At 64.6% G+C, this 20112-nt stretch carries 17 protein-coding genes and 1 riboswitch; of the genes, 8 read left to right on the top strand and 9 right to left on the bottom strand.

Going from position 1 to position 20112, the window contains the following annotated elements:
* Positions 1–16 precede the first annotated feature (16 nt).
* The 7 genes from I2H31_RS17540 to I2H31_RS17510 form a co-directional block, all read right to left on the bottom strand.
* Positions 17–1186 (bottom strand): PA14 domain-containing protein, encoded by a 1170-nt coding sequence (locus I2H31_RS17540; RefSeq protein ID WP_196294356.1) that lies wholly within the window; start codon positions 1184–1186, stop codon positions 17–19.
* A 64-nt stretch (positions 1187–1250) separates the two neighbouring features.
* A complete protein-coding gene (locus I2H31_RS17535; RefSeq protein WP_196294355.1) occupies positions 1251–1691 on the bottom strand; it encodes a putative signal transducing protein in 441 nt (146 codons plus the stop codon).
* 147 nt (positions 1692–1838) lie between these two features.
* Positions 1839–2405: a hypothetical protein gene (locus I2H31_RS17530; RefSeq protein ID WP_196294354.1), complete on the bottom strand. Its 567-nt coding sequence runs from the start codon at positions 2403–2405 to the stop codon at positions 1839–1841.
* A gap of 97 nt (positions 2406–2502) precedes the next feature.
* A complete protein-coding gene (locus I2H31_RS17525; RefSeq protein ID WP_196294353.1) occupies positions 2503–2982 on the bottom strand; it encodes a tetratricopeptide repeat protein in 480 nt (159 codons plus the stop codon).
* 160 nt (positions 2983–3142) lie between these two features.
* On the bottom strand, positions 3143–4099 hold the full coding sequence (gene metF / locus I2H31_RS17520; RefSeq protein WP_196294352.1) for a methylenetetrahydrofolate reductase [NAD(P)H]: 957 nt from the start codon (positions 4097–4099) through the stop codon (positions 3143–3145).
* A 105-nt stretch (positions 4100–4204) separates the two neighbouring features.
* Entirely contained in the window at positions 4205–7825 is a 3621-nt protein-coding gene (gene metH / locus I2H31_RS17515; protein ID WP_230687905.1) for a methionine synthase, read from the bottom strand.
* 187 nt (positions 7826–8012) lie between these two features.
* A riboswitch (SAM riboswitch) is annotated at positions 8013–8121 on the bottom strand.
* 287 nt (positions 8122–8408) lie between these two features.
* Complete coding sequence (locus tag I2H31_RS17510) at positions 8409–9629, bottom strand: molybdopterin molybdotransferase MoeA (protein WP_196294350.1); 1221 nt, start codon at positions 9627–9629, stop codon at positions 8409–8411.
* Positions 9630–9830: 201 nt separating this feature from the next.
* Here I2H31_RS17510 and moaC point away from each other — a divergent pair, with 201 nt between their 5' ends.
* Together moaC and I2H31_RS25270 are read left to right on the top strand one after the other, a co-directional pair.
* A complete protein-coding gene (gene moaC, locus I2H31_RS17505) occupies positions 9831–10322 on the top strand; it encodes a cyclic pyranopterin monophosphate synthase MoaC (protein ID WP_196294349.1) in 492 nt (163 codons plus the stop codon).
* A gap of 8 nt (positions 10323–10330) precedes the next feature.
* On the top strand, positions 10331–11527 hold the full coding sequence (locus I2H31_RS25270) for an NTP transferase domain-containing protein (RefSeq protein ID WP_230687904.1): 1197 nt from the start codon (positions 10331–10333) through the stop codon (positions 11525–11527).
* A 31-nt stretch (positions 11528–11558) separates the two neighbouring features.
* Here I2H31_RS25270 and I2H31_RS17495 read toward each other — a convergent pair whose 3' ends face one another.
* Both I2H31_RS17495 and I2H31_RS17490 read right to left on the bottom strand, forming a co-directional pair.
* Positions 11559–11981, bottom strand: a complete 423-nt coding sequence (locus tag I2H31_RS17495) for a molybdenum cofactor biosynthesis protein MoaE (RefSeq protein WP_196294348.1) — start codon at positions 11979–11981, stop codon at positions 11559–11561.
* A gap of 105 nt (positions 11982–12086) precedes the next feature.
* A complete protein-coding gene (locus tag I2H31_RS17490) occupies positions 12087–12329 on the bottom strand; it encodes a MoaD/ThiS family protein (RefSeq protein ID WP_196294347.1) in 243 nt (80 codons plus the stop codon).
* A 147-nt stretch (positions 12330–12476) separates the two neighbouring features.
* On the opposite strand from I2H31_RS17490, the gene moaA reads away from it, so the two are divergent.
* From moaA to I2H31_RS17460, 6 genes are all read left to right on the top strand, one after another.
* Entirely contained in the window at positions 12477–13514 is a 1038-nt protein-coding gene (gene moaA, locus I2H31_RS17485) for a GTP 3',8-cyclase MoaA (RefSeq protein ID WP_317192239.1), read from the top strand.
* A gap of 101 nt (positions 13515–13615) precedes the next feature.
* Positions 13616–14410, top strand: a complete 795-nt coding sequence (locus tag I2H31_RS17480; protein ID WP_196294345.1) for an alpha/beta hydrolase — start codon at positions 13616–13618, stop codon at positions 14408–14410.
* 224 nt (positions 14411–14634) lie between these two features.
* Complete coding sequence (locus tag I2H31_RS17475; protein WP_196294344.1) at positions 14635–17148, top strand: response regulator; 2514 nt, start codon at positions 14635–14637, stop codon at positions 17146–17148.
* 381 nt (positions 17149–17529) lie between these two features.
* Positions 17530–18690 carry an MFS transporter gene (locus I2H31_RS17470; protein ID WP_196294343.1) on the top strand — a complete coding sequence of 387 codons (1161 nt, stop codon included), beginning with the start codon at positions 17530–17532 and terminating at the stop codon, positions 18688–18690.
* A gap of 172 nt (positions 18691–18862) precedes the next feature.
* Positions 18863–19240, top strand: a complete 378-nt coding sequence (locus I2H31_RS17465; RefSeq protein WP_196294342.1) for a cupin domain-containing protein — start codon at positions 18863–18865, stop codon at positions 19238–19240.
* A gap of 7 nt (positions 19241–19247) precedes the next feature.
* A complete protein-coding gene (locus I2H31_RS17460; RefSeq protein ID WP_196294341.1) occupies positions 19248–20039 on the top strand; it encodes an SDR family oxidoreductase in 792 nt (263 codons plus the stop codon).
* Positions 20040–20112 lie beyond the last annotated feature (73 nt).

Genomic DNA, 20112 nt, shown 5'->3' with positions numbered 1-20112 from the left:
GGGCTTCCCTACTGATTTACAGCCGGCGCAGTGCCACCCGGCGGTTGCGCGGGCGTTGGGCGGGGTCGGCATTGTCGGCCACGGGCTGGGTGCCGCCGTAGCCCACGGGGCGCAGTTGCCCCTCGGCCGCGCCGTGGGCGGTGAGGTAGAGGCACACGGCCTCGGCGCGCTGCTGCGAAAGCTGGCGGTTGAGTTCGGCGTTGCCCACGTTGTCGGTGTGGCCCTGTACTTCGAAGCGTAGCGTGGGTTGGGCGTGCAGGATGGCGGCCAGCCCGTCGAGGGCAGTGCGCACGGCGGGCAGCAGGCGGGCCTGGCCCTGGTCGAAGTACAAGTCTGGCAGGGTCACGGCCTCGCCCACGGCCAGGGTGGCCAGGCGCGCCGTGCGGTCGGAGTCGGCCAGCACCAGGGCTGGTGGGGCAATGGGCGCCGCCGAAACCACCGCTGGCTTTGCCAGAATTGGAGTCGCCGGAGTCACCCGGCGCGGCGGCTGTGGGCGCGGGGTGGCCTTGGCCGGCGCGGGCACCGGGGGCTTTGCGGAGGCTGGGGTTTTGGCTACGGTTGGTGGCTTGGGCACCGCCGGCACCGGCCGGGCGGCCGCGGGCCGCGGGTTGTTCACAAACAAAAACTGCGTCGGAATCGGCTCGGGCTTGGGGTCGTCCGCATTCAGGCCCCATAGGTTGCGCCACGACGAGGGCGGCGGGGCCAGTGGCACGTCGGGCCGCTCCCAGGTGAGCTGGGCGCGGGTATCAAGGATGTCTTGGAAGTACTCCACGCGCAGCTTGTAGGGCTCGCCGGCCTTCAGCTCGGCGCTGGTGGTGAAGCGGCTGATGGGCTGCGGCCGCCACTCGTCCAGAATCAGCCGGTCGTTGAGCCAGATGCGCATGCCGTCGTCCACGGTCACATGAAAGACGTAGCGGCCGCTGGTGGGCACCCGCAGCCAGCCCGTCCAGCGCACCGAGAAATATTCGGCCGGCATGCCGGCAATGGGCGGCTGGTGCGCCCAATCGAAGGAAATGGTGGCGTCTACCCGGCTCCGCATAAACTGGGTGAAATCGGTACCGCGGTAGTATTCGGCCATCAGGCCGTTGCCCGCCTGCGTTTGGGCGCGGGCCGGGCCCGTTGCCAGCAGCAACAGTAGCGGGAACAGCAGTTGCTTGCAGTAGTTCAGGAAATTCAGCCGGGCCATACCCCCACAACGCTTCATTCGGGAAATGTAGTATCCGTTTCCCGGGCAAACCAGCTGCCGCTGGCTACTTAAACTCATTGCCGCAGTGGAAGCAGTGAAACCGCTTGTCGCGCACCGGGTAGCGCAGCAGCACCGACAGCAGCCCTGACCAGAACCCGTAGGTGTTGCGCGTGGCCGGCCCCCAGGCCACGTTCGACGACCCGCAGCGCGGGCAGCGGGGCGTCACCGGGTCGGGCGCTTCGGCCGCGAAAGACGCCACATCGGGCGTGGTAGCCAGTGGCACGGGCACCGAATGCAGCAGCTCCAGGGCCGCTTCCGCGTCGCGCTGGCGCACGTGCAGCCGCACGCCGCCCGTGGTGGGGCTGTAGAGCGGCAGCAGCCCCACCAGGTTTTCGTTGCTGAGAAAGCACGGAATGCCCGCCGCTTCCAGCCGCGTGCGGGCCAGGTTGGCCGCCATCGGCTCGTAGAACGATTCGAGGAAAACGACGGAATCGGGGTTGGCCACGGAACAGGGCGAGGGTTGGGTGAATTTGGGAGGCGTAGCGGCCCGTCATGCCGAGCGCCAGCGAAGCATCTTTACCGCAACAGTAATCAGATTTACTATCGCAGTAAAGATGCTTCGCTGGCGCTCGGCATGACGTTCTTTTTGGTTTTATTTTCTCTGCTTGGCGGTTTCGTTAATGCCTTTGGCCGCGTGGCCGGCCTGCAGCGCCACAAACTCCGCCTGCCGGGCCCGGATGGGCACCTCGTAGCGGGTGGGCATGTCCATCCGAATCTGTTTGAGCTGGTCGTTCAGGCGCTGGTACACGGCGCGGGCGTAGTCCCAGTCGCGGTCGGTGAAGGTGGCGCGCTCGGCTTTCACCGCCCGCACAAACTGGGTGTAGGCGTTGGGCAGGTCAGCGGGCGTGAGGGCGTTTACTTGGCCGGAGTAGGGGCCCAGCAGCTTGGTTTCCATCGCAATCTGCTCGCGCGGGTCCAGCGGGCGGGCGCGGCGGGCGCGGTTGGCCTCGTGGTAGGTGGCGGTGGCCTTACCCACGTTGGCAATCTTTTTGGTGGCTTTGCGGGCCAGCGTGTCCAGCTCGTGGCCGGCGGTGCGGGCGGCTTCCTGGCGTTCGCGCGGCGTGGAGTCGCAGCCGGTTAGGGCCAGGGCCGTCAGGGTTGCCAGGGCCCAGACGGGCCGGCAGGCAGTGGTTTTGAAACCTTCAACTAGATTGTTCATCGGGCACCGAAGTAAGGTGGGAGGCATTTGTTTTCTCGCCTTCTACGGCTGGGCCCGGCGAAAGTAAGGGCAACGGTTCGCGTGGCGGCCCGGGCCGCTATTCCAGCGCGCCGCCGTCTTCCAGCCGCTCGCGTAAGCTGAATTCCTGCTCCTGCAAGCCAGGCAGGTGAGGGCAAATGGCGGCCAGCCGCCCCAGCACGCGCAGGGCCCGGCGGTATTCGCCCAGCTGCCGCAGGATGCCCACCTTGCCCCACAGCGCCCCAAAATGCCGCGGCTCCCGGCGCAGGGTTTCGGCAATGTCGGCCAGCGAGGCCTTGAAATCACCGCGCAGGTAGTAGGCCGTGGCGCGCTTGTTCCAGGCTTCGGTGAAGTCCGGTTTGAGTAGGATGAGGCGCGTGAAGAGACTGATAGCCTGGGTGTACTCCTCGGCGTGCATCACGCGCATGCTGAATTCCATGTCCTTGTCCAGGGTCGCGTCGCCGCTGCTCAGCCACTGCTGCCAGATGCCGTTTTGCAGGGCCTCAATCTCGGCCGGCGCGGTGGCCGTGCGCAACTGGGCAAACAGGTCGTCGAGCATGGGATGATGGACCGATTAATGAATGTGCTGATGTGCTGCGGAAACCGGATTACATACGTGGCAACGGTTTTTCGGTAGTAGTTCGCATGGAATGCCACTCCACCTCAGCCATTGTTCTGGTGCGGCGGCCAGCACATCAGTACATTCATTAATCAGCATATCAAAACAGTTCCTTGGCCACGCGCCGAATGCTCTCGGCCTTGCCCATGCTGTAGTAGTGCAGGCAGGGCACGCCGTGGGCCATCAGCTCGCGGCTTTGGTTGAGGCACCACTCGATGCCGATGGCGCGGGCGGCCTCGTTGTCGCGGCACTGGCTCACGGCTTCCACCAGCGGCTCGGGCAGGTTGAGGTAGAAGGAGCGGGGCAGCATCGAGAGCTGCGCTTTGGTGGTGAGCGGCTTCAGGCCGGGGATGATGGGCACGTGGATGCCGGCCGCCCGGCACAACTTCTCGAAGCGGAAAAACTCCTCGTTGTCGAAAAACATCTGGGTCACGATGTACTCGGCGCCGCGGTCCACCTTGTGCTTGAGGTAGCGGATGTCGGCGTTGTAGTTGGGCGCTTCGAAGTGCTTTTCGGGGTAGCCGGCCGTGCCGATGCAGAAGTTGGTGGCCCAGGCCTCGTCCTGCTCCTGGTCGAGGTATTCGCCCTTGTTTAGGTTGGCCACCTGCCCGATGAGGTCGCAGGCGTAGGCGTGCCCGTCGGGCTCGGGCTTGAACACGCCTTCGCTCTTGATAGGGTCGCCGCGCAGGGCCAGGATGGAGTCGATGCCCAGAAAATGCAGGTCAATCAACGCATTCTCGGTTTCTTCCTTCGTGAAGCCCCCGCAGATGAGGTGGGGCACGGTGTCCACATCGAACCGGTTTTTGATGGCCGCGCAAATGCCCACGGTGCCGGGGCGGCGGCGCACGGTTTTCTTTTCCAGCAGGCCGTTGGGGTGGTGGCGGTACACGTACTCCTCGCGGTGGTAGGTCACGTCGATAAAGGGTGGCTTGAATTCCATCAGCGGCTCAATGTTCGAGAACAGCGTGTGGATGTTTTCGCCCTTCTTGGGCGGCAATACCTCGAAGGAAAACAAGGTTTTGCCGTTGGCGCGGGCCAGGTGGTCGGTAACTTTCATATAGTAGCGCGGACTTTGTAGTCCGCGTCCGGAATAGGGGTAAGGCGGTAAATTGCCACAACGAGGAAGTGGCGCGGTGACGCGGACTACAAAGTCCGCGCTACGTTACTTCTTCGGCTCGTAGTTCAGGTTCGGCATCAGCCAGCGCTCCAAATCGGCCAGTTTCATGCCCTTGCGTTGGGCAATGTCGGCCACCTGGTCCACCCCAATTTTGCCCAGGCCGAAGTAGCGCGAATCCGGGTGCGCGTAATACATACCGCTCACCGAGGAAGCCGGGTACATGGCCAGGTTTTCGGTGAGCGAGATGCCAGTGTTGCCCTCGGCGTCGAGCAACTGGAAGAGAGTAATTTTTTCGGTGTGGTCGGGGCAGCCGGGATAGCCGGGGGCGGGGCGCACGCCGCGGTATTTCTCCTGCACCAGGTCTTCGTTGGTGAGGTGCTCGTCGGGCGCGTAGCCCCAGAACTCGCGGCGCACCCGCTCGTGCAGGCGCTCAGCAAAGGCCTCGGCCAGGCGGTCGGCCAGGGCCTTCACCATGATGCTGGAGTAGTCGTCGTGGTCGGCCGCGTACTGGTCCAGCAGCTTCTCGATGCCGATGCCGGCCGTGACGGCGAAGCCGCCCAGGTAGTCGGCCCGGCCGGATTCCTTCGGCGCCAGGAAATCGGAGAAGGCGATGTTGGGAATCTTCGGTCCCTTCTCGCCCTGCTGCCGCAGCGTGAAAAACTCCGTGGCTACCGTCTCACGCGCGTCGTCGGCGTACACTTCAATGGTGTCGTAGTCCTTGGTATTGGCCGGCCAGAAGCCCAGCACGGCGCGCGCCGTGAGCAGCTTCTCGTCAATAATTTTCCGGAGCAGCGCCTGCGCGTCTTCAAACAGCTTGGTGGCGGCCTCGCCCAGGGTTTCGTCTTCCAGAATGCGCGGGTAGCGGCCCTTCAGCTCCCAGGTGTGGAAGAAGGGCGTCCAGTCGATGTACTGAGCCAGCTCGGCCAGGTCGTAGTCTTCCAGCACCTTGGTGCCGAGAAAGCTGGGCTTGGTAATCGAAACCGCGTCCCAGTCCGACTTAAAGCCGTTTTCGCGGGCGGCTTCGATGGTCAGGTAGTTCTTTTCGCGCTGGCGGCTGGCGTAGTCGGCGCGCAGGGCGGCGTAGTCGTCGGCCACGGTTTGAGCGTAGGCTTTTTCCCCTGAGCCCAGCAGGCCCGCCGCCACGCCCACCGAGCGCGAGGCGTCGTTGACGTGTACCACCGGGCCGCTGTAGGAGGGCGCAATTTTCACGGCCGTGTGCAGGCGCGAAGTCGTCGCGCCGCCGATGAGCAGCGGCGTTTTCATGCCGCGCTTTTCCATGGCCTGGGCCACGTACACCATCTCATCCAGGCTCGGCGTGATGAGGCCGGAGAGGCCGATGACGTCCACGTGCTGGGCCTGGGCTTCATCCAAAATGCGTTCCAGCGGCACCATCACGCCGAGGTCGATGATGTCGAAGTTGTTGCAGGCCAGCACCACGCCCACGATGTTCTTGCCGATGTCGTGCACGTCACCCTTCACCGTCGCCATCAGGATTTTGCCGGCCGTTTGGCGGTCCGAGCCCTGCTTGTCGGCCAATAAATATGGTTCGAGGTAGGCCACCGCTTTCTTCATCACCCGGGCCGATTTCACCACCTGCGGCAGGAACATTTTGCCGGCCCCGAACAGGTCGCCCACCACGTTCATGCCGGCCATCAGCGGGCCCTCAATCACGTCGAGCGGGCGGGCCAGCTCCTGGCGTGCGGCTTCGGTGTCTTCGTCGATGAACTCAGTCAGGCCCTTCACCAGCGCGTGCGTCAGGCGCTCCTGCACCGGCAGGCTGCGCCACTCGTCGGCCACCACTTCCACTTTGCCTTTCTGCTTCACCGTGTCGGCAAACTCCACCAGGCGCTCGGTGGCGTCGGCGCGGCGGTTCAGCAGCACGTCTTCGGCCAGTTCGAGCAAAGTGGGCTCGATTTCGTCGTACACGCCGAGCTGGCCGGGGTTCACGATGCCCATGTCCAGGCCCGCCCGGATGGCGTGGTAGAGGAAGGCCGTGTGCATGGCCTCGCGCACCACGTCGTTGCCGCGGAAGGAAAACGAAATGTTGGAAATGCCGCCGCTGGTGAGCGCGCCGGGCAGGTGGGCTTTAATCCAGCGCACGGCCTCAATGAAGTCGAGCGCGTAGTTGCGGTGCTCGTCCATGCCCGTGCCCACGGTCAGAATGTTGGGGTCGAAAATGATGTCGGCGGGGTCGAAGCCCACTTCCTTCACCAGAATGTCGTAGCTGCGCTGGCAGATTTCAATGCGGCGTTCCAGCGAGTCGGCCTGGCCGTTTTCGTCGAAAGCCATCACCACCACGGCGGCGCCGTACTGGCGCACCGTGCGGGCGCGTTCCCGGAACACGTCCTCGCCCTCTTTCAGCGAAATGGAGTTAACGATGCTCTTGCCCTGCACGCATTTCAAGCCGGCTTCCAGCACGCTCCATTTCGAGGAGTCTATCATGACGGGCACCCGCGCAATGTCGGGCTCCGAGGCGATGAGGTGCAGAAACGTCGTCATCACCTGCTCGGAGTCGAGCATGCCCTCGTCCATGTTGATGTCGAGCACCTGGGCGCCTTCCTCCACCTGCAGGCGGGCCACGGCCAGGGCTTCTTCATAGGCGCCGGTTCGGATGAGCCGGGCGAAAGCACGCGAGCCGGTCACGTTGCAGCGCTCGCCCACGTTCACAAACAGGCTGTCTTCTTTGATGCCGAACGGCTCCAAACCGCTCAGGCGCGTCACGGGGGGTACTTCGGTGGGCAGCTGGCGGGGCTTGTACTTCTTCGCCAGGCGGCTCAGCTCGGCAATGTGCTGGGGCGTGGTGCCACAACAACCTCCCACCACCGTCACAATGCCTTCCTGCAAATACTCCTCCACCAGCGCCGCAAATTCCTGGGCCGACTCATCATACCCACCGAAAGCATTCGGCAGGCCCGCGTTCGGATACGCCGAAATGTGCACGTCGGAAATGCGGCTCAGCTCCTCCACGTACTGCTTGAGCTGGTGCGCGCCGAGGGCGCAGTTCAGGCCCACGCTCAGCAGCGGCAGGTGGCGGATGCTGTTCCAGAAGGCTTCCACCGTCTGGCCGCTCAGGGTGCGGCCCGAGGCGTCCGTAATCGTGCCCGAAATCATGATGGGCACCACCCGGCCGCCTTCGTCAAAGAACTTTTGCACCGCAAAAAGCGCGGCTTTGGCGTTCAGCGTGTCGAAGATGGTTTCGATGAGCAGCGTGTCGACGCCGCCGTCCACCAGCCCGCGCACCTGCTCCAGGTAGGCGGTGGCCAGCTCATCAAACGTCACGGCGCGGAAGCCGGGCCGGTTCACGTCGGGCGAGAGCGAGGCCGTGCGGTTGGTGGGGCCCACGGCGCCGGCCACGAAACGCGGCTGCTCGGGCGTGGCGTACTCATCCGCCGCCTCGCGGGCCAGGCGCGCCGACTCATAATTCAGCTCGTACACCACGTGCTCCAGTCCGTAATCGGCCTGCGCAATGGTGGTGCCGCTGAAGGTGTTGGTTTCCACCATGTCGGCGCCCGCGGCGAAGTACTCGGCGTGGATGCCCTTGATGATGTCGGGTCGCGTCAAACTCAGCAGGTCGTTGTTGCCGCGCAGGGGCTTGGGGTGGTCGGCAAAGCGGGTGCCGCGGAAGTCCTCCTCCGTGAGCGGGTGGCGCTGAATCATGGTGCCCATCGCGCCGTCGAGAATCAGCAGGCGCTGGCGCAGGAGGTCGGGCAGCAAGTAGCGCGAACTTTGTAGTTCGCGTTCCGGTGCGGAGGTGGGCAGGGCAGGGGCGGAAACAGACATTGCTTTCTGGTCGGTATAGCGGCGTACAAGCGCGTATCCAGAAAGAAACCCGAACGGCTAGGTTCGGTTCCGGCTGTCATCTTCTCTCACCCAACAACGCGGTGAAACGGGAGTTGGCACCTACTCGCGGTAGGTTGCCAAGACGTCATCGGGCCCGGTCCCTCGGTCTTTCTGGATAGCAGCGCAAGGCGAAGATACAACGCCGGTGGCTTAATGAAGAAGTAGACTGTACCGAAGCACAGTCGGCTTTTGGAGTTCCGAAAGCGCATCGTGCCTCGGTACGGTGGGCTTCTGGCGGTTCCGGAAGGGCATTGCACCTCGCTCTGGTCCATTTCCGGCAGTACCGAAAGGCATCGTACCTCGCTCCCATTCACTTTCGGAAGACCGGAAGTGGATGGGAGCAAGCTCCGGTGGGCTTCCGCCAACTCCGGAAGTGAACGGGAGCAAGCTCTGATGCAACGGCCCTGCCCTACAGCGCCCAGGCCGGCCACACGCTGCCGGCCGCAAACACGGCCGGCTCCGGCGGCAGCTCCAGAAACGCGGTGGCACCCAGCAGCCCGGCCAAATCGCCGGAGCCGCCCACCCGCAGGGGCGTGGCCCGGCGGCCCTCGGCGTCCACGGCCAGGCGCACGGGCACGAAGTGGGCGAGCTGCGGCTTGAAATAAATGTCGACGGTGAGCACGGCCGGCAGCGGTGCCTCAAAAGCAGCGGGAGCGTCGGCCGCGCCCACGGGCCGTTGCACGGCACTCAGCCAGGGCCGCACGTAGCGGCAGGCCGTGATGAAGGTAGAAACCGGGTTGCCGGGCAGGCCAAACACCACCGGCCCGCCCGCCCGCGCCCCAAACCACAGCGGCTTGCCCGGCCGCTGGTTCACTTCATGAAAAATTTCGGCCACGTGCAGCTCGCGCAGCAAACCCGGCAGGTGGTCGGCGCGGCCCTTGCTCACGGCCCCGCTCAGCACCACGGCGTCGAAGCCGGCGCCCAGAATTTCAGTAAGACCGGCGCGCAGCTCGTCCAGCGAATCGGGTAGGTGAAACTGCGACACCTCGGCCCCGGCCTGGGCAAACAGCGCCTGCAAGGCATACACGTTGGACCGCCGAATCTGGTGCGGCAGGGGCGTTTCCCGGATGCTCACCAGCTCGTCGCCGGTGCTCACCACGGCCACGCGGGCGGCGCGCGTCACGCGCACTTCGGCGGCGCCCACGGTGGCGGCCACGGCCAGCTCGGCGGGGCCCAGGCGGGTGCCGGGCCGCAGCAGCGCATCGCCGGCGCGGCGGTCGGCGGCTTGGTGGTGAATGTTGACGCCGGGCGCCTCGGGCGGCGGAATCTGGACGGTGGCGCGGTTGTCGGCCAGCAAAATATCCTCGTAGCGCACCACCGTATCAGTGCCGGCGGGCAGCACCGCGCCGGTCATCACTTCCACGGCGTTTTGCGGGTTGAGCAGCGGCCGGGGCGGGGCGCCGGCGTACTGGGTGTGCTCGATGTCGAAGGCGGTTTGGCCCCCGGCCCAGGTGGCGAAGCGCACGGCAATGCCGTCCATGGCCACCCGGTTGAAGGGCGGAAAGTCGCGGTCGGCCGTGAGGGTTTCGGCCAGCATCCGGCTCGCCGCCTGGGGCAGGGGCACGGTTTCGAGGGGCAGCGGGCGGGCGGTGGCCAGCACGCGGGCAAAGGCTTCGGCAACGGAGAGCATAGGCAGGCTTGGGGCAGAGACGCATATTTGCGTCTCGGTGTTGAACGGGGCAGCCGCGCATTTAGCCGGCATCCGCGCGGGGCAGTCAAACAATCCGGGGCCGGGACGGGCTGTTACCAGCCGGCTTCGCTTCCGTGCTTTCGCGGCTGAGCTTCCTCTTAACGATTCAACGATTAGACGCAAATATGCGTCTCTACTCCTATGCTAACCAAGAACTTCACCCACGTCAACGCCGCCAACCAGCCCACCATGGTCGATGTGGGCCAGAAAACCCCCACCCGCCGCGTGGCCCGCGCCCACTGCCGCGTGGTGCTGGGCGAGGAGCTGCTGGCCCGCGTGCAGGCCGGCGAAATGCCCTCGCACAAAGGCCCGGTCATCCACACGGCCATTCTGGCGGGCATCATGGGGGCTAAGAAAACCGCCGACCTCATTCCGCTCTGCCACCCGCTGGGGCTGGACGATTGCTCGGTCAGCATCGAGCCCGACGGCCCCGCCGCCCTGCGCGTGGTGTGCACCGCCGTGGTCACGGGCCGCACCGGCGTGGAGATGGAGGCCCTGACCGGCGCTACCGTGGCCGCCCTCACCATCTACGACATGTGCAAGGCTTTCTCCCACGACATTACCATTGAAAATGTGCAGCTAATCGAGAAAACCGGCGGCAAAAAGGACTTCCATCGCGCCGAAAATTTGTAGATTTCCACATGGACAGTCTCCCCAATTCAACTACAAAGCGCCCCAAGCACGCCGCCCTCGCCCGCCCCGACGTGGGCGAGTTTGGCCGCCACGAACTGGCCATTCTCGGCGCGCCCTGCTCCGACATTCAGGCCCTGGTGGCCCGGCTGCTGCCGCTGCTTAGCCCGCAATTGCGCGTGGCCTACGTGGATGCCGACCACGCCGCCGGCGACGCCGCGGCTGCGGAAGAAGCGTTAGATGCTGCTGCCAGGCCTGTGCCCTACGTGGCTGAAAACAGCCTCTCCGCTGAGCTGGTTGATAAAATCACCCACCGCCAGCTCAACCTCACGCGGGCCCTCGACAAGTTCTCGCAGCCCGAGCTGCTGGCCCACGAAAGCGTGGTGCTCGTGAACGGCAACCACTTCCGGGCCCGCCAGCAAGTCGTCATCGTTGACCCGCGCAAGCCGCTCGACAAAAAGCTCGACCGCCTCACCGACGTCCGCCTCATCCTGCTCGCCGACGGCCAAACCGAGTTGCCGGCCGTCCTCACCGAGCACCTCAGCGCCGCGCCTTTGCCGCCGGTGCTGCGGTTGGCCGACACCGCCAAAATCGCGGCTTTCGTTCGGCAGTGGTACCAGATGGCCGTGCCCGTGCTGCGCGGCCTGGTGCTGGCCGGCGGCCGCAGCGAGCGCATGCTCACCGACAAAGGCAAGCTGCACTACCACGGCCTCGACCAGCGCCAGCACACGGCCGCACTGCTGGCCGAGTTTTGCCCCGACGTGCGCGTGTCTGTGCGCCCCGACCAAGCCGCTGACCTGCCCGCCGGCCTCACCGGGCTGCCCGATACATTTCTGGGCCTGGGCCCGCTGGGCGGCGTGCTTTCCGCCTTCCAGGCCGACCCCAACGCCGCCTGGCTGGTGCTGGCCTGCGACCTGCCCTTCCTCACCCGCGACACGCTGGAACACCTGGTGACGAACCGGCAGCCGGCCCGCATGGCCACCACCTTCCGCAGCCCCTGGGACGAGTTTCCCGAGCCGCTGGTCACCATCTGGGAGCCGCGCAGCTACGGGCAACTGTTGCGTTTGCTGAGCCTGGGCTATTCCTGTCCCCGCAAGGCGCTCATCAACTCCGACATCGAACTGCTGAGCCCGCCCGAGCCCAAGGAGCTACGCAACGTGAACACGCCCGAGGAGCGCGCCGCTGCCGAGCAGGAGCTGACACGCTGATTCAGCAAGAATGCCCACCCCGGTCCGACGCCTACGGATGCGCAGCCACCCACTCCGTGCCGTCCTCGTATTCCTCGCGCTTCCAGATGGTGACGACTTGCTTGAGCGTGTCGATGATGAACTGGCAGGCGGCAAAGCTTTCGGCGCGGTGCGGCGTGGCCACGGCCACCACCACGGCCACGTCGCCCAGCTCCAGGGTGCCTTTGCGGTGCACCACGGCCACTTCCTGCAGCATGGGCCACTTTTCGACGGCCTGCGCTACCACGTGGCCCAGCTGCGTGAGGGCCATGCTGTCGTAGGACTCGTAGTGCAGCCGGCGCACCGGCCGCCCGCCCGACTGGTTGCGCACCGTGCCGATGAAGGCATTGACGGCCCCGGCGGCGTCGGTTTGCACGGCGGCCAGCGCGGCGGCCACGTCAATGGGCTGGTCGGTGATGGAAAGGGTTGGCGTCATGCAGGCAGTAGCGCGGCAGTAGCGCGAACTTTGTAGTTCGCGTGCCCCGCGCTGTTCGGGTATCATTCTGGCACGCGAACTGCAAAGTTCGCGCTACTAAAAAAATCAGCCGCCGGCCACTGGCGGAATCAGGGCAATTTCATCCACCGTGTGCAGGGACTGGTCCAGGGCGGCGTACTCGTTGTTCACGGCCACGGCGCAGCTGCGCAGCTCGCCCAGCGCCGGGTATTGGCGGCGCATTTCGGCCAGCAGCTCGCCCACGGTGGCGGGGGCCGGCGCCGGCAGCTCAATGACGGACGTGCCCACGATGTCGCGGGTGATGCCGAACAGGGCGACTTTTAAGGACATATCTTCGACGTATCTTTTGGGCGTAAAACCGGGGCGCCGCCGCTAGCCAAGCCGCTTCGGCCGCCGGGGCCTGAACACCTTTCCCGCGTTGGGGGTTTAGCGCAAGCCGGCAGTCTTACGTACAGCCGGGCAAAATTGGTGATAAACGTGCTTCCATCTTCTGTTTCCGTGGCCCCGCCGGCCGTCTCGCCCCTCTACGACCAGCACGGCCGGCCGCTGGAGTACCTGCGCCTGGCCGTGACGGACCGCTGCAACCTGCGCTGCTTCTACTGCATGCCCGAAGAAGGCATCAAGTATTTGCCCAAGCACGAGCTGCTGAGCTACGAGGAAATGCTGCGCCTCACCGGCCTGCTGGCCACCCTGGGCGTGCGCAAAGTGCGCCTCACCGGCGGCGAGCCCTTCGTGCGGCGCGACCTGGTGCCGTTCATGGAGCGCCTGGCCGCGCTGCCTGGCATCGATGACATTAGCCTGACCACCAACGGCGTGCTCACGGCGCCGCACGTGCCCGCCCTGGCCCGCCTGGGCGTGCGCGCCGTCAACCTCAGCCTCGACACGCTGGACCGCGAGCGGTTCTTTCAAATCACGCGCCGCGACGAGCTGCCTAAGGTGCTGGAAACCTTCCACGCGCTGCTGGAAGCCGGCATTCAGGTAAAAATCAACGCCGTGGTGATGGACGGGCAAAACATCGAAGACCTGGCGCCCCTCGCCGGCCTCAGCCGCGACTTGCCTGTGGAAGTGCGCTTCATCGAAGAAATGCCCTTCAACGGCGGCAGCCACGAAGCCGGCCCCGCCTCCCTGCCCTGGAACCACCTGCGCATCCGCCAGCACCTGGAAGCCCGTTTTGGCGAGCTCACGCCCGTGCCCATGCCGGCCGGCGCCACGGCTTCCGAATACACCATTGCCGGCCACCAAGGCCGCGTGGGCATCATCGCGGCGTATTCGCGCACCTTCTGCGGCACTTGCAACCGCCTGCGCCTCACGGCCGAGGGCGGCATCAAAACCTGCCTCTACGACCAGGGCGTGCTCGACACCCGCGCCCTGCTGCGCGGCGGCAAATCCGACGAGGAAATCGTGGCCGCCCTCTCCGCCGCCTTCCGCCACCGCGCCGCCAACGGCTTCGAGGCCGAGCGGCAGCGGCCCCTGCACCAGCTCAGCTTCGAGAGCATGGCCACCATCGGCGGGTAGTTCAGGAGTAAAGCTCAGAACCTAGAACTTAGAGCTTAGAACTCAGAAGTTGAGATTTATTTGTTCTAAGCTCTGAGTTCTGAAATCCAAGTTCTCCTGATATGAAAGTTGTGCTTATCGTGGTGGGAGTGCTGGCGGCGCTGTACGTGCTGCTGTGCGCCGTGCTATATGTCAAGCAGGAAAGCCTGCTGTTCTTCCCCAGCCGGCTGCGGGCCGACTACCGATTCCGCTTCCCCGGCCGCTTTGAGGAGCGCTGGATTGCCGCGGCCGACGGCACGCGACTGCACGGCCTGCTGTTCCACGCCCCCCATCCGAAAGGCCTCGTTTTCTACCTGCACGGCAACGGCGGCGACCTGAGCAGCTGGGGCGAAGCCGCGCCCACTTACACCCGCCTCGGCTACGACGTCTTTTTCCTCGACTACCGCGGCTACGGCAAAAGCGGCGGCCGCATCAGCAGCCAAAACCAGCTGCTGAGCGACGTGCAAACGGCCTACCGCCAGCTCCTGGCCGAGTACGACGAAGCCGACATTGTGATTCTGGGCTACTCCCTGGGCACGGGGCCGGCCACCTGGCTGGCCGCGCAGCAGCACCCGAAACTGCTGATTCTGCAGGCGCCCTACTTCAGCATGCGCGATTTGGCCACGCATCATTATCCTGTCGTGCCGGGGTTTCTGGTGCGCTACCCGCTGCCCACCAACGAGCTCATTGCCCGGGTGCCGGCGCCCGTGGTGCTGTTTCACGGCGACCGCGACGAGGTGATTTATTACCAGTCCTCGCTGCGGTTGAAGGCCTTGCTGAAGCCTACGGACCGGCTCGTGCTGCTGCCGGGCGCGGGCCACAACGGCATGACCGACAACTTGGAGTACCAGCGGGAACTGGGCCGCGTGTTGCAGTGATTTTTGCCGGTTCAGGGAAAAGGTTAATAATGAACATCTTGTTCAGCGCGGTTGCAGTTACCATTGGCTTTATTGGCGTACTGCTATTGCCAGCAAAGTATTTATGTTAAATTTTTATTAGAAAAGTTAAAAATAATAAAATTCCAATTATAAGAGAATAAGAGTGTTAAACTGCACTGACGCCTTATATTTGCTAATTATTAGCGTGTTAGTGATTATACTATATGGCCGAATTGTACAATTTTGAAATCTCTTCTTCTTCGATTGCCACTCAGCCACAATCAACGGCCGAAACGCTTACGACAATTGAGCAGATAGCGCAGCTACGGCAAGAGTTAGCCGAGGCCCAGGCGGGGCGGCGCGCAGCCGAACAGGCGCTCGCCGACCAGCGCGAAATGTTCACTTCGATGCTCGACCAGTTGAAGGTGGAAGTCGTGGCCTTCGACGCCGAGCATCGCTACCAGTTCATCAACGCCCGCTGTTTCCAAAACGACGAAATGCGCACGTGGATGATTGGCAAGGACGATTTTGCCTTCTGCGAGCAGCGAGGCCGGCCCCTCGACCTGGCCCTGACCCGGCGACAGAAGTTTAAAGAAGCCGTGGCCCAGCGCACCGAAGTGGCTTGGGAAGAAACCATGGATTCGCCCGACGGGCAGCAGGTGCTGCGCCGCCATTTCATTCCGGTGTTTGCCCCCGACGGCTCGCTCCGCATGATGGTGGGCACGGGCGCCAACGTGACCCGGCGCCGCAACGCTGAAGCAGAACTAGTGAAGCAGCGCGAATTCTACGAATTTGCCCTGAACAACATCCCCAGTGACATCGGCCTGTTCGACCCCGATGGCCGCTATATGTTTGTGAACGCCAGCGGCATCAAGGACCCCGCCAAGCGGGCCTGGGTGCTGGGCAAGGACAATTTTGCGTACTGCGCCCAGTACGGCTACCCCATGTCGCTGGCCGAGGAGCGCCAGCAGCGCCTGCGGGAAGCCTTCGAGACGCGCCAGATGGTGACGTTCGAGGAGGCGTTTGACCGGCCCGAGGGCATTCGGCACCAGATGCGCTGCCTGCAGCCGGTATTCCACGCCGATGGCTCGCCGCGCATGATAGTGGCCTACGGCATCGACATCACCGAGCGGGTGACCACCGAGCGCGCCCTGCGCCACGCCAAGCTGGCCGCCGAGTCGGCGGTGCGGGCCCGCGAGTTGTTTCTGGCCAACATGAGCCACGAAATCCGCACGCCGATGAACGCCATCCTGGGCATGAGCCAGCTGCTGGCAAAAACTCCGCTGGCGCCCGACCAGGACAGCTACCGCCAGGCCATCACCACCTCGGCCGAGCACTTGCTGGTGATTATCAACGACATTCTGGACTTGTCGAAGCTGGAAGCCGGCAAGATGACGCTGGAACAGGTGGGCTTCACGCCGGTGCACTTGCTGGCCGAAATAGAGCAGACCCTGCACTACAAGGCCGAGGAGAAAGGCCTGCGCCTGCTCACGCGCGTGGATGACGCCGTGCCGCGCGTGCTGCTCGGCGACCCCTACCGCATCCGGCAGGTGCTGCTGAACCTGGCCGGCAACGCCATCAAGTTCACCGAGCACGGGTACGTGTCCATCACCTGCAAGTACGTGCCCGACAAGGGCGGCGAGGGCGGCGAAGTGGTGTTCCGGGTGGCCGACACCGGCATCGGCATCGAGCCGGAGTACGTGCAAAACATCTTCAACGAGTTCAGCCAGGCCGATTCGTCGGTGACGCGCAAGTTTGGCGGCACCGGGCTGGGCCTGAGCATCTGCCGCAACCTGCTCAAGCTCATGGGCAGCGACGTGCAGCTGGAGAGCGAGAAGAACAAGGGCACAGTGATGCAGTTTCCGCTGCGCCTGCCCGTGGGCTCGGCCGAAGACCTGGCGCCCAAAACCGTGCTGCCGCCCGACAACTCCGTGCGCCGCCACCTGCGCAACAAGCAGGTGCTGCTGGTGGAAGACAATCGCTTCAACCGCCAGATTGCCAAGACTTTTCTCACCCACGCCCACGTGCAGGTGACCGAAGCCGAGCACGGCGCCATGGCCGTGGAGCTGGCCCAGCACACGCGCTTCGACCTGATTCTGATGGACATTCAGATGCCGGTGATGGACGGCTACGCGGCCACCGCGCTGCTGCGCCACCAACTGGGCCTCACCACGCCCATCATCGCCCTCACGGCCAACGCCGTGAAGGGCGAGCGCGAAAAATGCCTCGGCGCGGGCATGGACAGCTACCTGGCCAAGCCCTTCAAGGAGGAAGAGTTGCTGAAAGTGGTGACCGAGTGGGCCCTGCCGCCGGGCTCCATTCCGCTGGAAGAAGAGCCGGAGCCCGACGCCGAGCCTACCTTCCTGCCGGCCCCGGCCGCGCCGGTGGAAAACGCCCCCGGCAAACTCTACGCCGTGGACGAGCTGCTGGCCGTGGGCCAGGGCGACCCGGAATTCGTGGCCTTTATGCTGGCCACCTTCGTGGAAAGCTGCGAGGAGGCCATGCAGGGCCTGAGCCAAGGCATGGAAAACGCCGACCTGACCCTGCTGAAAACCACCGCCCACACCCTGAAACCTAACCTGGTGCACCTGCGGGCCCAGCACCTGCTGCCGCCCGTGGAAGCGCTGGACAAGTGGGAAGGCGGCTTCCGGGCCGCGGAGCTGCAGCCGCTGGTAGATTCCATTGCGCTGCTATTGCGCGAAGTGGTGACGCAGATTACCCTCGACACCGCCGCCTGATAGGGCCGGAGCCTGGGGCCGCTTGGAACCCAGTGGACCTATTGGAGCCAACTAAAACGTCATGCCGAGCGCCAGCGAAGCATCTTTACCGCGCAAGTATTCATTTACTCTTCGCGGTAGGGATGTTTCGCTGGCGCTCTGCATGACGGGATAGTAAATGGATTTGGTGAAGCAATGGCGGGATTGGCCACTGGGCAGGAAACAGCTAACAAACTGCTGGTTACGGCTGCGCAATCTGCGGCTCGCAGGGCGGAAACGTTTGTTGGAAGAGGCGCGACGCATTTGCAAATCAGGCAACTACTAGCGGCTGCGGGGCGTTGGGGAAGCTTGTAATTTGCAGCTTTTGGGCGGGTGCGCCGGGCTGAGAAGAAGGAATACTGTATGATTTCGTTGACTGCATCGGCCCGGCCGATTTCCCGCAAGGCCCACCGCGTGGCCGTGGGGGCGTTGTTTTTCCTGTTGGGCTTGTGCTTTGCTACCTGGGCCTCGCGCATCCCGAGCGTGCAGCAGCGCATGGGCATTTCGGAGGCAGCGCTGGGCGGCGTGCTGCTGGCCATTCCGCTGGGGCAGCTGGTGTCGCTGCCGCTCACCGGCTGGCTGGTGGCCAAGGAAGGCAGCCGCAAAGTGGTGCTGTGGGGCGTGGTGCTCTACGCCACGGCGCTGCTGGGGCTGGGCTGGGCCACCAGCCTCTACCAACTGGTGCCTTGCCTGGTGCTGTTCGGCGTGGGCGGCAACCTCACCAACATCTCCGTGAACACCCAGGCCGTGGGCGTGGAGCGGCTGTATAAGCACAAGCCCATCATGGGCTCCTTCCACGGGCTGTGGAGCCTGGCGGGTTTCGCGGGGGCGGCCATTGGCTCGTTTATGATGGGGCAGGCCATCGCGCCCGGCGTGCATTTTATCTTCATCGCGCTGTTCATTCTGGCGGGCTTGGCGGTGAGCGCGGGCTACACCGTGCGGCAGGACGCCGGCGTGGACCCCGACCAGCCCATTTTTGTGAAGCCCGACAAGGAACTGCTGGGCCTGGGCGCCATCGCCTTCTGCGCGCTCGTGTGCGAGGGGGCCATGTTCGACTGGAGCGGGGTGTATTTCAAAAAGGTTATTCGGGCCGATAAGGACTGGGTAGGCGTGGGCTACACGGCCTTCATGAGCACCATGGCGCTGGGCCGCTTCGGGGCCGACTGGCTGGCCGCCCGCCTGGGGCCGCGCCGCGTCATTCAGCTGTGCGGCCTGCTCACGGCCACCGGGCTGCTCACGGCCGTGCTGCTGCCCACGCTGCCCACGGCGCTGCTGGGCTTTCTATTGGTGGGGTTTGGCACGTCGGCGGTGGTGCCGCTCGTGTACTCGGCGGCCGGCAAGTCGACGCAGATGTCGGCGGGCATGGCGCTGGCTTCGGTGTCGACGATTGGGTTTTTCGGGTTCCTGCTGGGACCACCGCTGATTGGCATGGTGGCCGGGGCCACGAGCCTGCGCGTGTCGTTTGCGCTGATTGCGTGCATGGGGCTGTGCGTGTCGGCGGTGGCGAGCCGGGTGCGGGTGTGAGAAGGGGATAGGGGACTCGTCAAAAGCGTTGAAACGTCATGCCGAGCGTCAGCGAAGCACCTTTACCGCAGCAGTAAATCCTAACATTTGAATTAGTATCGAGGTAGAGATGCTTCGCTACGCGCTGCATGACGTTCTTTTAATTCACTCGCTTACCCATCCCCAAACACCTATGCCCGAAACTCCACAAGTAACCAAATACGCCTGGGACGACATGCCCAAAGAGCAGCTGTCGGACCAGCTTTCCCGCCGCCTCATCACCGGCGATAAGGTGATGCTGGCCCACGTCTACCTCAAAAAAGGCTGCATCGTGCCGCTACACCACCACGAAAACGAGCAGATAACCTACATCCTGGAAGGCGCCCTGCGCTTTTGGATTGGCTCCGAAGACGCCGAGCCCATTGTGGTGGGCGTGGGCGAAGTGCTGCACATCCCCGGCAACGTGCCGCACAAAGCGGAGGCCCTGGAGGACACGCTGGACGTGGACATTTTCAGCCCGCCTCGCCAGGACTGGCTCGATAAATCGGACGATTACCTGCGTAAAAAGTAGCCCGGCCATGGACCTCGGATTGAAAGGCAAAGTGGCCCTGGTGGCCGCCGCCAGCAAGGGCCTGGGCCGGGCTGTGGCCGAAGAGCTGGCCGCGGAAGGCGCCGCGCTCATCCTTTGCGCCCGCCACGACGAAGCCTTGCAGGCAACCTGCGCCGCCATCTCCGCCGCCACGGGCGTGCCCGTGCTGGGCATTGCCGCCAACGTGGCCGAGCCGGCCGACGTGGCCCGCGTGGTGCAAGCCGCGCAGGGGCGGTTCGGGCGCATCGACATTCTGGTGACCAACGCGGGCGGCCCGCCCGCCGGCACCTTCGACGCGCTAAGCGCCGAGCAGTGGCACGCCGCCACGCAGCTGCTCCTCACCAGCGTGGTGGAGCTGACGCGCGCCGTGCTGCCCGGCATGAAGGCGCGGGGCTGGGGCCGCATCCTCAACATCACCTCCATCTCGGTGAAGCAGCCGGTGGAAAACCTCATGCTCTCCAACAGCCTGCGCGCGGCCGTGACGGGCATGGCCCGCACCCTGGCCACCGAAGTAGCTGCCGAAGGCATCACCGTCAACAACATCCTGCCCGGCTACACGCGCACCGAGCGGGTGGTGAGCCTGGCCGATGCCACCGCGGCCAAGGAAGGCATTTCGGCCGCTGATGCTACGGCGCGCTGGGAAAGCCAGATTCCGATGCGGCGGCTGGGCGAGCCCCGGGAGTTTGCCGCACTGGCCGCGTTTCTGTGCTCGGAGCGGGCCAGCTACATCACCGGCACCTCCATCCCCGTGGATGGCGGCTGGATTCGGGGGCTACTGTAGCCGCCTCAGCAGGCACGTCCGTCTGGCCCGGGCCGTTGCTATCAAACACTAAAAAAGCCCTGGCAACGAGCCA

Origin of the sequence: Hymenobacter ruricola, from assembly GCF_015694525.1 — a bacterium.
Taxonomy (GTDB): Bacteria; Bacteroidota; Bacteroidia; order Cytophagales; family Hymenobacteraceae; genus Hymenobacter; species Hymenobacter ruricola.
Note: the sequence above shows the minus strand (reverse complement) of the source record. Positions and strands in the feature narration are given on the sequence as shown.

What these genes read in the sequence shown, in the direction of transcription:
- metH (WP_230687905.1), bottom strand. Translation starts at nt 7,825, where the DNA reads ATGGGCACCATGATTCAGCGCCACCCGCTCACGGAGGAGGACTTCCGC.
- I2H31_RS17465 (WP_196294342.1), top strand. Translation starts at nt 18,863, where the DNA reads ATGCCCGAAACTCCACAAGTAACCAAATACGCCTGGGACGACATGCCC.
- I2H31_RS17460 (WP_196294341.1), top strand. Translation starts at nt 19,248, where the DNA reads ATGGACCTCGGATTGAAAGGCAAAGTGGCCCTGGTGGCCGCCGCCAGC.
- I2H31_RS25270 (WP_230687904.1), top strand. Translation starts at nt 10,331, where the DNA reads ATGGACAGTCTCCCCAATTCAACTACAAAGCGCCCCAAGCACGCCGCC.
- I2H31_RS17540 (WP_196294356.1), bottom strand. Translation starts at nt 1,186, where the DNA reads ATGGCCCGGCTGAATTTCCTGAACTACTGCAAGCAACTGCTGTTCCCG.
- I2H31_RS17475 (WP_196294344.1), top strand. Translation starts at nt 14,635, where the DNA reads ATGGCCGAATTGTACAATTTTGAAATCTCTTCTTCTTCGATTGCCACT.
- I2H31_RS17470 (WP_196294343.1), top strand. Translation starts at nt 17,530, where the DNA reads ATGATTTCGTTGACTGCATCGGCCCGGCCGATTTCCCGCAAGGCCCAC.
- metF (WP_196294352.1), bottom strand. Translation starts at nt 4,099, where the DNA reads ATGAAAGTTACCGACCACCTGGCCCGCGCCAACGGCAAAACCTTGTTT.
- I2H31_RS17525 (WP_196294353.1), bottom strand. Translation starts at nt 2,982, where the DNA reads ATGCTCGACGACCTGTTTGCCCAGTTGCGCACGGCCACCGCGCCGGCC.
- I2H31_RS17510 (WP_196294350.1), bottom strand. Translation starts at nt 9,629, where the DNA reads ATGCTCTCCGTTGCCGAAGCCTTTGCCCGCGTGCTGGCCACCGCCCGC.
- moaC (WP_196294349.1), top strand. Translation starts at nt 9,831, where the DNA reads ATGCTAACCAAGAACTTCACCCACGTCAACGCCGCCAACCAGCCCACC.
- I2H31_RS17530 (WP_196294354.1), bottom strand. Translation starts at nt 2,405, where the DNA reads ATGAACAATCTAGTTGAAGGTTTCAAAACCACTGCCTGCCGGCCCGTC.
- I2H31_RS17490 (WP_196294347.1), bottom strand. Translation starts at nt 12,329, where the DNA reads ATGTCCTTAAAAGTCGCCCTGTTCGGCATCACCCGCGACATCGTGGGC.
- I2H31_RS17480 (WP_196294345.1), top strand. Translation starts at nt 13,616, where the DNA reads ATGAAAGTTGTGCTTATCGTGGTGGGAGTGCTGGCGGCGCTGTACGTG.
- I2H31_RS17495 (WP_196294348.1), bottom strand. Translation starts at nt 11,981, where the DNA reads ATGACGCCAACCCTTTCCATCACCGACCAGCCCATTGACGTGGCCGCC.